Origin of the sequence: Kitasatospora sp. NPDC002551 (genome assembly GCF_040296005.1) — a bacterium.
GTDB lineage: Bacteria > Actinomycetota > Actinomycetes > Streptomycetales > Streptomycetaceae > Kitasatospora.
The window spans coordinates 113,501-124,785 of the sequence record NZ_JBEOWI010000022.1 but is presented as its reverse complement, the minus strand read 5'-3'; the positions used below and the strand labels follow the sequence as shown (position 1 = coordinate 124,785).

Here is an 11,285-nt window from a genome sequence, read left to right as displayed (position 1 = left end):
GCCGCGGGGCGCCGCCGGGCGCGGGGGCCGGCGCCCGGGGCCCCCGCCCCCGGCTCGGTGAGCCGGCCCGGCGCCGCCCTGGAGCGCGTCCCGGCGCCGCCGGCCGCGCGCTGATGCGCCGCCTGGCACCCGGAGGGCGGCTGCCGTGGGGGGCCGGCCGCCGCTCGCGGGGCCGGGCACGGTGAAGGCCCGGACCGGTCCTCGGGTGCAAGGGGCCGTCGCAACACCGCGGGGGCTCGGGTGGTGAGGAGATCACGGGGGCGTTGAACCCCGCAGCCGGAGCGGCCGGCAGCGGGGTTCAACGACCCCGGCCGCCGGGCAGGCCGGGGCCGGCTCAGCCGGTGCTGCCGGACTCGGCGACACGATCGTCCTGGGCCCGGGGCCGGCGGGGGCGAGCGAACGGGATCGCGGACCAGCCCTGCTCCAGGACGGCGTTGTGCTCCAGGAACTCGTACCGGGGGAACTGCTGGCGCAGGTACACGACCTCGGCGTCGTAGGCCGCGCGGAGGAGATCGGCCAGGCTGGTCCCGGTGATGGTGACCGCGTCCTCCAGTTCGCCGATGGACGTGACCATCACGGGGATCTCGGTTGCGGGCAGGGCGACCCGGTGCGCGGGGGTGTTGATCTGGTGGAACGGCTCCATCGTCACCACCATCCCGAGCATCGGGCGGTCGGCGGGGATGCCGGCGAGCTCCTGGTGGCCGCCGTCGCGCAGGAGGCGGACCGACTTGTTGATCTGCTTGAACGGCTTCTCGAACTGGTTGGCGAGGAGGGTGGTGAAGTCCGGCCCGCCGAGCCGCAGCCGCTCGCTCGGGCGGAACGACTTCACCTCCACCAGCAGGACCAGGTCGGGGAAGACGACGAAGAAGTCGATCGTCTTCGTGTTCTCCTTCTTTGAGATCTCGACCAGGATCTCGGGGTGGATCTCGGCGTCGGGCAGCAGGTCGAGCTGGCGGCCGACGTAGCGCTCGAAGAGCTTGCCGAGGTCGTTGGTGAACCCGTTGCCCCACACCGACCTGTTGTCGCCCCCGGTGTAGTAGAGGCCGAGCGGGGTGGCCTTGCCCAGTACGGCGGCCGGCACCGGGACGAGGTAGCCGCCCGGGACGCCGCCGACCAGCGGGCGGGAGCGCAGCGGGTTGTGGGTGTAGCGGCGCACGAGCGGGTCGCTGTCCGCGGGGAAGGCCGCGCGGAGCCTGTTCTTGGTGGTGACGAAGTGCCGGTTCAGCACCGCCTTGACCTGGGCGGGAGAGCGCAGGCCGTCGAACTGGTCGTAGTCCTCGACGGGGTACCAGTCCAGAGCGAACCGGCCGCGGCGGCGCGGATTCGGCTGGTCGGTGGCGCAGGCCCAGACGAGCTGGGCGATACCGAGATAGTCCGCCAGGGAGCAGCCGAGCAGCTCCTGGTCCCAGCCCGGGAGGATGACCTCCAGCGGGTTGTCCGCGTCGTCCGGGTAGGGGGTCTGGTCCAGCATGGCGATGGAGCGGCTCAGCTGCGCGTAGGCGTCGTCCTGCCACGGGCCCTGGTGGTGGGCGGTCCGCTGCAGGTACCCGGTCCAGCGCTCCATGCCTTCGGGGTCCCGGGTGACCGGGTCGTCCAGGGCCAGGTACAGGTCGAGGATTTCCAGGAGGTCGGCGCTGGTTGCGGGGGGCCGGCCGTCCCGGCCGCGGGCCAGCGAGACCCAGGCCGCGTCGAGCAGAGCTCCGGGCGTGTACAGGCCGAGGCCCTTGGAGCCCAGGTCACGGACGGGCGGAAGGCCAGCGCTGGTGGCCGCGATCAACTGCGTCAGCGAGTTCGGGTCGTGGCGCAGGACCCGCTCGAAGTACTGGTTCTCCGGAACGGGGTAAGGGGAGAGGGTTCGCCGCATGGCCGACGATTCTGCACCCTGCGGCCCTCGTCGCGCACCGGGTTTCGCCCCGGCACGCCCGCCCAGCCAGGCTGCTCCGGGCAAGCCGGCCTGGCGCTTTCAAGGTCGAAGTGGTGTGGTCTCAGGTCATGTGCTCGGACGGTGTAGTGCTTCTCGTTCCGACCAAGCGTCTGCTCCAGGCGGCAGAGTGAAGCGGGTACTCGGACCGTGACGACGGTGTCGCCGTAGTCCAGGCCGTTTGGGTCGTCCGGTCGGCTGGAAAACCAGACCAGCCCAGACGGGTCGTGGGAGATCATGTGCCGGTCGGCAAGGATTGCGGCGGCGGACTCACCGTCGGTCCGGTGGTACAGGAGCAGGTCCACTGTCAGCCTCCAGACAGACTGCCTAGCCTCAGACGATGTCACACCGCCCGGCCTTCGCAGGGTACGCCGCGAGGCGGAGGCCAGACGCGGGTGGTGCTCTGGACAACCGCCGTGGGCATGACGGATGGTCAGGTGGTCGTGGCGTGCCGCTTCGGGAGGTGCTGGTGGCGCTGAAGGCTATTCACGCGAGGTGGGGCGTCGTCTTCGCCCACCTGCCCGACCTGGGCTGCGGCAGGTCCTGGGCACAGGTCCACCGGGTCCAGCCCCGGGCGCCGCTGGCGTGCGACGAGTGCCGACACCCTCTGCACGCCAAGGTCTCACCGTGCGGGGTGAGGTTTTTCGCCCATGACCCGGGTGCACCGGACTGCGAGATCGCGCGTGAGGGCGAGTCGGAGGCGCACCACCTGCTCAAGCTGGAGCTGCTCAGCGCCGCGCGGGACGCCGGTGCGCACGCCGAGCTTGAGGTGAGGGCGCCGGATGGATCGTGGCGGGCCGACGTGCTGGCGTCGGCGCCGGACGGCTCCTGGCGTATCGCGCTGGAGGCCCAGCTGTCGCCGATCACCACTGTTGAGATCCGGGCGCGGACCGAGCGGATGCGTGGGCAGGGGGTGGCCGCCTGCTGGTTCAGCGACCGGCCCAAGCCGCCGTGGCTGGGCCAGGTGCCCTCGGTGCGGATAGGGCCCGGGGACGGCGGCCCGCTGACCGTGGTCGAGGGGCTGGTGCGCTTCGACCGCTGGTGCTGGACCGCAGTCGCCCCGCCGCCGCTGGCGGACTTCCTGGCCTGGATGTTCACCGGTCGGGCGGTGGCCCACGAGCGGCAGGTCCGGCTCGACTACGAGCTGCGCGAACTGACGACGGTGTGGACCGCGCCGGCGTACATCCGAGCCGAGCGGGCTCACGTGGAAGAAGTCGAGCGGCAGCGGGCCCGCGAGGCGGAGGAGCGGGCCCGGCATCGAGGGGCCCGGGAAGCGGAGGACGCCGCCCGGCAGCGCAGGTGGGAGGCGAGCCAGCGCCGGTTGGAGGCCCGACGTGCCCAGGTCCGCGAGCTGAACGAGGCGAGCCGGGAGCGACAGCGGTTCCAGGCGATGAAGGCCGAGGACGTGCTGCGCGGCACTGCGGTGGCGGCCGCGGCCCGGGAGAAGGCCCTGGGCCGCCCGCAGACCGCGAGGGCGCTCGACCACCTCGCGCGGGCGCACGGCATCACGGGGACCGTCGGGTGGAGCCTGGGCGATCCGCGCTGGGCCGGCGGGGTACCGCTGCTGGACCGGGACGGCGAGCCGGTCGCGGTCCTCAACCCGCAGCGCGCTCTGGCTCGCGGCCAGGCGCACCTTCTGCTGGCCGGACTGCTGCTGCTGTTCGACGACGACTTCGCGATGAAGCGCTTCCGCCGGTGGGCGTACGGTGCGCCTAAGCGCCCGAAGGACCAGCGGATGGAAGCCGTCCTGGTGGACGCGGGTAGCAGCAGCCGACACGGGGAAGCGCCCCGCCGGGTGTCTCCCCGTAGGACGGCCGGTCAGGAGCCGGAGCGGAAGCCGGCCTGTGGCTGCGAGCAGCCGCAGCTGTTCCTGCGAATCGACGGCCGCGAGCAGCCCGCCGAGCCCAGCACCACCTTCTCGCCTACCTCCGCACTCTTCCAGGCCCACTGTCGGCTCTGCGGCGGTACCTACGAGAAGCCCTGGCGGCGGATCACCAGCCGAACAGGAACGGCTGCGCCGACGGAGACCGCAGTTCTCGACAGCTGACCCGGCGTGGGCGCCGGCAGGTTCGGGACGCCGTCGGCTGGCTGCGGCGCGAACGCCTGGCGCTGCCGCGGTGACCGTCGCCGTGACGACGGACCGCACGAACGGTGCGACGTCCTCCCAGGCGTCCGGCGCCTGGCGGGGCCGGTAGCGGACGATCTTCGCGGACGTGTCCGGATCAACTGGCACGCCGATCACAACCACCAGGTCGGAGTCACGCTCGCCACGTGGGCCCACCACGAGGACCTGCTGCCCACGTTCGCCGACCGCATCGGCCAAGTCGTCAACGGACGCGTCACCAAGACCGTGCCGATCGGAACGTTCGTCTGCATCGCCCACTGCGTCGAGGGGCTCATACCTGCCGCCGCGTTCTCCGGCCCGCCCGCCGAGGTGGCCGGGCAGGCGGTCCGCGACGGCCAGGAGATTTCCGTGCGTATCCTCGCCGTCGACCTCGAACGGCGCCGGATCAGCCTGTCAGTCGACCGGGTGCCATAGGGCACGGGCTCACGCCCGGAGACACCGAGCCTGAAGGTCGAAGCAGACGAGCCCCAGTGATGCGGCCACCTCTGCCGAGCGGACGCCTCGGCAGCCGTTTTCGGTTGTCACTTGTGGAGATCGGGCCAACCGTCAGTGTTCGAGCAGGATTCGTAGACATAGCGGGTGAGGCGGTCCCATTCCGTTCCGGTCACCTGCTCGAACGCCTCCTCGTGGACGTAGAGCAGTTCCTCGCAGTGCAAGGCGGTGAACGGCGCGAACCGCTCCGGGTGACCGAAGACGCTCTCGTATGCCTGGCGGCCGGCGGCCACGACGGCAGCCCGCGAGTACAGGAAACTGTCGTCCGACTGCGGAAACGGCGAACCATCGGCCAGCTCCATCCCGAGGACGGGCAGCGTGCCGAAGTCCGCCTGGTCCAGCCGGTAGAGAGCTTCCGCGAGACGCTCTCCGAAGCCGATGATCTGACTCACCGGTTCGCGCGAGAGAACCTCGGTCAGGTGGCCGCAGGCGTCCTCGAAACCCTGGCAGGTCTCGATGCCGGCCTCACCGCCGAGCACCTCGATGAGCTGCCAGAACCGCTCCCAGGTCATCACCGGCAAGCCGTGGTCGACGCCACTGTTCAGCGGAGCCCTCGACTCGTTCACGGCGTGATCACCATGCTCTTCCTCGTCGTCGAACGACTCGTCGCTCCATCTGAACCAAGCGTCCCTGCCCTGGACGTGGAGCAGGAACTCGGCAACCGGTCCCGATGGCGACAGCAGCGACAGCGCCTTCCTGATCTCGTCGTAGGCGCCGTCGAAGCCTTCCCAGTCCTCACCGTCGGCAAGTGCCTGTGATCGGGCGAACAGCGGCTCGAACATGACGAAGGCCGGGCTTGCGATGAATCGTCCGCGGAGCCAGGGAAAGTCGGTCTCCTCGACCACGATCTCGCCCACGAGCTCATCCCCGCGTACCAGCTGCCAGACCTGGCCCTCGAATCCCATCGCACCCAGCCTTTGTCGTCTGTTGCCGCACTGCGCTGCCCGGCAGTCTCACACGCCCCTGTGACATAGCGGGCCGGGAAACGATCACCATGCGGATGGGAAGCGATCTTGGGGGGCCTTGGAAGCTCCATGGTCAGCCCTACTCGTGAACGGCCCCCTCGATGTCTGGCCGACCTGGCCCTCCGTCCGGGAGCATTCAAGCGGGCCGACGGCTACCGGGGGCGGGCGAGCCGGGTGGTGCGGGCGGCCCGGTAGGCGGCGACGGCGTCGGCCGACGGGCCGGGCGCCGGCTGCCAGGCCCCGGTCAGCCCGGCGACGAAGGGGTGCCATCGGCTGTCGGGCCCGAGGCGAAGCTGCACTCCTGCGTGGTCGTTGGTGATGCGGTTGCCGTCCGCCTGGAGGGATCCGCGGGCGGTGGGCTGGGCGGCGATGATGTCGGCCAGCGCACGGTCGACGACGGCGGGATCGGCGGGCAGCGGGCCGTCGGCGGCGTGGACGCCGGCCGGGCCGCCGTGCCGCTGGGCGAGGACCAGGCGGCGGACGTCGGCGACCGGGCGGTTCAAACGGGATGCGACGTTCTCCAGCGAGGGCGCGCCGATAGGGGTGGCGAGGTAGCGGATGGTGTCGGTGAGGGCGTCCAGATCGGCGACAGGGGCGCCGTCGAGGATGGCGCGGGCGCGTTGGGCTGCGTCTGCGAGGAGCGCCTCGATGCCGGGGGTGACCTGCGGCGGCGGCACGGGCAGCGGGGATACGGCCGGCAGGACCGGTTCCGCGTCGGAGTGCGCGGGAGTGCGGGCCTGCCAGAGGCTGTACGCGTCGTCGGCGCGCACCGGGTCGGTGGGGCTGCCGACGGGCTGCGGATCGTCGGCCGCTGGTGGGAACGCCGGGGCGGGGGTGGCGGCGGTGCGGCCGGTGGACAGCGCGGTGCGCATCTTCGCCGCCAGGCGGCTCAGGGAGCAGCCGCGGATGGCGAGCAGCGCGGTGGGCTGGTGGCGGACGCGGTTGACCAGGGCGTGGGCGAGGATCGCCGCGTGTTCGCAGAGCAGGCCGTCGGGATCGGCGGCGGTCGGCGGGTGGGCGGAGCATTCGAAGCCGACACCGGCGGGCAGCAGGCAGTGGCCGGCGGTGTGGGCGGGGTCGAGGAGGTCGGGGTGGACGCGGCCGGAGAGGATGGCGGCGAGGGGCTGGGGCCGGGCGGCGAGGGTGGCGGCGGCGTCGTTCCACTGGGAGTCGCTGAGGGTGCCGAGGTAGAGGGCGGTGCGGGCCCGGGTGGACTCCGGTGCGAAGACCGTGGAGCGCACGCTCGCGGTGCTGGTGACGTTGAGCTGGCCGGTGTAGGCGGTGTGCGGGAGCGTTCGGGCGGTGTCCAGGCGGGCGTGGTGGCGTCCGGCCGAGGTGGTGATGGCCTGCAGGAGGCCGTCGGCGAACGGGTCACCGAGCAGGCGTGCCGGGGTGGTGGTCATCGGGCCTGTCCTCCGAGGGTGACGAGCGCGGTGAGGTCGTGGTCGTCCAGGTCGGCGAGGGCGCCTTCGCCGGCCGGCAGGACGGCGTCGGCCAGGGTGGTCTTGTGGGCGACGACCTGCTCGATGCGCTCTTCGACGGTGCCCTGGGCCACGAGCCGTCGGACGTGGACGGTGCGGGTCTGACCGATCCGGAAGGCCCGGTCGGAGGCCTGGTCGAGCGCGGTGCCGGTCCACGGCGAGTCGTAGTGGATGACCTCGGTGGCGGCGGTGAGGGTGAGGCCGGTGCCGCCGGCGCGCACGGACAGCACCAGGACGGGCAGGCGTCCTGCCTGGAAGTCGTCGACCATGCGGGTGCGGACAGCGGCCGGGGTGGAGCCCTGGAAGAACTCGCAGCGGTGGCCGGCCTGGGTGAGGTAGGCGGCGAGCAGGTTGCCGACGGGCAGGTAGTTCACGCAGATGATGACCTGTTCGCCGCCGGCGCGGGCGGTGTCGACCAGGCGCAGGAGTTCGTCGAGTTTGGCGGAGCGCCGGCGGGCCGCCGTCAGGTCGGCGGCGGCCTGCTCGGGCGGTTCCCCGAGGTAGACGGCCGGGTCGTTGACGATCTTGCGCAGTCCCTGCAGCAGGGCCAGGACCCGTCCGGGCCGGGCCGCCCGCGGCCGGGTCCTGAGGTCGTGTTCAGTCTCGCGGACGAGCGCCTCGTACAGGGCGGCCTGCTCCGGGCTGAGCGTCACCGGGTGCAGCTTCTGGATCTTGGCCGGCAGGTCGGCGGCGATCTGCGGGTCGGTCTTGAGACGGCGCAGGACGAACGGGCCGGTGATCCGCTGGAGCAGCTGGGCGGCGCCGCCGTCGGCGTCGCGTTCGGTGTGGCGTCCGATCCGGGCGCGGAAGGCCCGGCGGGTGCCGAGCAGGCCCGGGCTCAGCCAGTCCATCAGCTCCCACAGCTCCTCGCTGCGGTTCTCCACGGGAGTGCCCGTGATCGCGAGACGGCAGGCGGAAGGCAGGGTGCGGATCCCGTCCGACGCCCGGTTCGTGCCGCTGTTGATGACGTGGGCTTCGTCGGCGACCACCAGGTCCCAGGAGTGCGCGGCCAGGGCCGCGGTGTCGCGGGTCATGGTGCCGTAGGTGGTGACCACGACGGTCCCGGGCCCGAGGTTGGGCTCCAGGCGTCGGCCCGGGCCGTGGTAGCGCACCACACGCAGCTCCGGTGCGAACCGGGCGGCCTCGCGCTCCCAGGTATCCATCAGCGAGGTCGGGCACACCACCAGGACCGGCCCGGCAGCGGCCGGGCGGCGGTGCAGCATGTAGGCCAGGGCCACCAGGGTCTTGCCCAGGCCCATGTCGTCGGCGAGCAGCGGGCCGAACCCGAGCGCGGTCAGGTGAACCAGCCATTCCAGGGCCCGCTGCTGGTAGGGGCGCAGCGTGGCGGTCAGGCCCGGGGGCAGGGCGACGGGCGGGCTGTCCTGGCGGCCGGTGCGCAGGGCGGTGACGACGGTGGCCAGGGTGCCGGACGCGCGGCAGGGGACGAGGGCGCCGTCGAGGAGGAGGGAGCCGGCCAGTGCGGAGGTGAGGGCTTCGCGGGTGGGCAGCTGCCCGAGGTGGCGGGCGCGGGCGCGGGCCAGCAGGGCGGGGTCGGCGAGGAGCCAGCGGTCCCGAAGGCGCACGAGCGGGCGCGCCGCTTCGGCGAGCTGGTCCATCTCCTCTTCCGTCAGGTCGCAGCCGTCGATGGTCAGCTGCCAGTGCCAGTCGAGCATCGCCTCCATCGTCAGGGCCCGCTCTGGTGCGCCGGTGCCGGGGGCGGAGCCGATGACCGTGTAGGAGCCGAGCGCGTCGGCCAGTTGCGGCGGCCACTGCACGTGGACGCCGGCGGCCGCGAGGTGTGCGGCGGTGTCGCCGAGCAGGCCGGCTGCCTCGGCGCCGGTGAGGTCGATCGTGCCGGGAACGGGGTCGTGAGCGAGGCGGGTCAGCGGTGGCCACGCGGCGGCGCCGCGCCGCAGAACCCGCCGGGCCGGGCGGCCCGCCAGTGACTGCTGCGGGCCCTGGTGTGCGGACGGGTTCGCGGCGCCGGGAAGCGGGCCGGTGTCGTCGTGGCGGACGGTCAGGTGCGCACGCAGGACGGGCTCGCCGTCGCGGATCCGGGGGGTCAGGTGCGCACGCAGGACGGGCTCGCCGTCGCGGATCCGGGGGGTCAGGCCGGGGTCCTGGACGGTCAGGACGAGGTCCGGCTCCGGGGACGGGTCGGCGGCGCGCTCCACGTCGTCCGCCCAGCGCTGCACGACGGGGTCCTGCACGGCCGGCGGCGCGGCGAAGGCACCCTCGCCGTGGATCACCGCGGCGCCGGGGCCGCGCACCACAGCGTCGACCAGGGCGTCGAGGACGGCGCTCGCCGCCGGCAGCGGCGGGTGGACGCGCAGCGGATTGGTCCCGGCGGTGACGGCGTGGGCGAACGGGGGCAGCACGGCCGCCGCCCGGCGCAGCGCGTCCTCCAGTTCCGGCCCGGGTACCGGGCGCCAAGTGTCGCGTCCGTAGTCGTCGATGGCGGGGATGACCGCGCCGGCGGCCACGGTGTGCAGGGCCAGCCGCGCCACCGCGCCCCAGCCCGTGACCGTCGGGTGCCGTTGGGGGGCGGGAGCGGCGAGGTGGGGCAGCAGCAGACGCAGCGGGGCGGCCCAGGCCTGGACGCAGGTCCGCCAGACATTGCCGGTGGGGCCGAGGAGAACGACGTCCGCGGTGGCGGGTTCCAGGCCGTCGGGCGGGGCGCAGTCGTGGACTGGGGAACCGTCGCACCGGTAGACCAGGAGCCGGTCCGGCTGCGCGGGGTGGAACAGCAGAGCGCACCCGGAGTCCAGCGCCCAGGCGAGCGCGTCGGCGGCGCGGGTCCACGCCGGCTCGGCGTCCCGGAGCCGGGCGCGCGGCCCGGGCACCGGGAGCGGTGCCGGTGCCGGTGCCGGTGACGGTCCGGATTCCGGGGCGGGCTTGGTCGCGGGTTCCGGAACGGGGATGGCGGTGGCGGGGCCCAGGTGGTCGGGAGTGAGGTAGGCGGCGCGCAGGCGGCCGAGCAGCTGGTCCACCGCGGCGACCTTTGCGTGGGTGGTCGTGGCTCCCGCAGCGGCGGCCTCGATGAGCCGGCCGTCCATCTGGACCTGCACGCGGCAGCGGGTCACGGCCCCGCTGGAGGTGATGCCGTAGAGCGGCGGGGACACCAGCCCCGCGACGACGGCCTGGTTCAGCAGGGCCCGCGGGTCCTTGTTCGGACGGGTACGCAGCGCCTCCGGCAGCTGCGTACCCGGCTCCTCGTGGTCTCGCGGATCGGGCCGGCATGCGATCGCGGCGAGCAGCGAGACGAGCGCCAGGTGGCGGGCGTCCTTCTTCGAACTGGCCCTCTGCGGGGATCCCGTCACCGGGCCGGCCGTAGAGTTCATGGCGGCGGTGACTTCGAACTGCAGGCGGTTCCCGGGTCCGGAGGCGGTCTCGGAATACGACACCGGCAGCCCTCCTACCTGCTGCCGCAGCAGGTTGACGATGCCGGCGGCCAGGCCCGGCTCGTCCCTGGCCGCACGCAGCGCCAGGTCCCGCGCCGCATCCCAGGGCTCGCCGCCCGGGGTGAGGGTGAGCACCGTCAGCCAGTCTTTCGGTGACAGCCGCCCGGTGACCTTGCGGTTCTCCAGCTCGGCCATCAGGCCGGGGGCGGGCGCGTTGTGGCGCGCCAGCCCGGTCAGTGCCGCCGAGAAGCGTTCACGGCCCAGGTCCTCCCACGGTGACTGCACCGACGGGAGAAGAGGGGCCGGGGCGTCACGGTGCGCGGCAGTGGTCCGGACGGCAGGCTGCGGGTCGGGTACAGCGAGGCCGGCGAGTCGGCCGAGCAGCCCCAGCATCGCCTGCTGCCTCGCGGACTTCTTCGCGGAGGCGTACCGGCGCGGGCCGTTCACCGTGCCGTCGGGGAGGTCGATCGCAGCCCGGCATGCGAAGCCCTGCCCTTCGACGTGCTCCTCGATGACGCCTACCTGGGGGAGCCCTGTCACCTGGGTGTGGGTGGCCAGGACCGCGGACGCGAACTCGGGCCGGCTGGCGAGCCAGCGAAGCGCGGCTTCGCGCGCCGGCCGCCAGCACGGGGCGTCCGTTTCCAGGAGCAGCGTCTGCGCGTCGCGGACCGGCACGGACCCGGCCTCGGCGCGGCGTACCGCCTCGTCCACGAGTTCGGGGTCATGTCGGCCGAGTTGCACGCTCTTCTGCAGCGCTGTCGAGAAGACTTTCTCCGGTATCGACGTCCACCGGCTCGTCTGTGCCACGTCGGCCGGTGAGGGCACCGTGGGCGCGTCGGATCGGTGTTCAGGGGATGCGACCGGCACAGCACACTCCACAGGGACTCGACAGCGGCACTT

At 73.1% G+C, this 11,285-nt stretch carries 6 protein-coding genes; 2 read left to right on the top strand and 4 right to left on the bottom strand.

What is annotated here, in order from left to right; genetic code table 11:
- Window positions 1-334: 334 nt before the first annotated feature.
- Window positions 335-1,864, bottom strand: coding sequence for a nuclease-related domain-containing protein (locus ABT093_RS20200; RefSeq protein ID WP_350566081.1), 1,530 nt, complete (start codon window positions 1,862-1,864; stop codon window positions 335-337).
- Window positions 1,865-2,369: 505 nt separating this feature from the next.
- Here ABT093_RS20200 and ABT093_RS20195 point away from each other — a divergent pair.
- Together ABT093_RS20195 and ABT093_RS20190 are read left to right on the top strand one after the other, a co-directional pair.
- Window positions 2,370-3,968: a competence protein CoiA family protein gene (locus ABT093_RS20195; RefSeq protein WP_350566080.1), complete on the top strand. Its 1,599-nt coding sequence runs from the start codon at window positions 2,370-2,372 to the stop codon at window positions 3,966-3,968.
- Between the two features lie 6 nt (window positions 3,969-3,974).
- The gene (locus ABT093_RS20190; RefSeq protein WP_350566078.1) at window positions 3,975-4,460 is read left to right on the top strand and encodes a S1 RNA-binding domain-containing protein; all 486 of its coding nucleotides are present in this window, start codon (window positions 3,975-3,977) and stop codon (window positions 4,458-4,460) included.
- 107 nt (window positions 4,461-4,567) lie between these two features.
- On the opposite strand, the gene ABT093_RS20185 is transcribed toward ABT093_RS20190, so the two are convergent.
- From ABT093_RS20185 to ABT093_RS20175, 3 genes are all read right to left on the bottom strand, one after another.
- Window positions 4,568-5,395 carry a DUF4240 domain-containing protein gene (locus ABT093_RS20185; protein ID WP_350566076.1) on the bottom strand — a complete coding sequence of 276 codons (828 nt, stop codon included), beginning with the start codon at window positions 5,393-5,395 and terminating at the stop codon, window positions 4,568-4,570.
- Window positions 5,396-5,655: 260 nt separating this feature from the next.
- Window positions 5,656-6,906: a hypothetical protein gene (locus ABT093_RS20180; protein ID WP_350566075.1), complete on the bottom strand. Its 1,251-nt coding sequence runs from the start codon at window positions 6,904-6,906 to the stop codon at window positions 5,656-5,658.
- On the bottom strand, window positions 6,903-11,096 hold the full coding sequence (locus tag ABT093_RS20175; RefSeq protein WP_350566073.1) for a DEAD/DEAH box helicase: 4,194 nt from the start codon (window positions 11,094-11,096) through the stop codon (window positions 6,903-6,905). The genes ABT093_RS20180 and ABT093_RS20175 overlap by 4 nt, the downstream gene beginning before the upstream one ends.
- Between the last annotated feature and the right edge of the window lie 189 nt (window positions 11,097-11,285).

Excerpts from the sequence above, each read along its gene's own strand:
- ABT093_RS20180 (WP_350566075.1), bottom strand. The coding sequence starts at position 6,906 with ATGACCACCACCCCGGCACGCCTGCTCGGTGACCCGTTCGCCGACGGC.
- ABT093_RS20200 (WP_350566081.1), bottom strand. The coding sequence starts at position 1,864 with ATGCGGCGAACCCTCTCCCCTTACCCCGTTCCGGAGAACCAGTACTTC.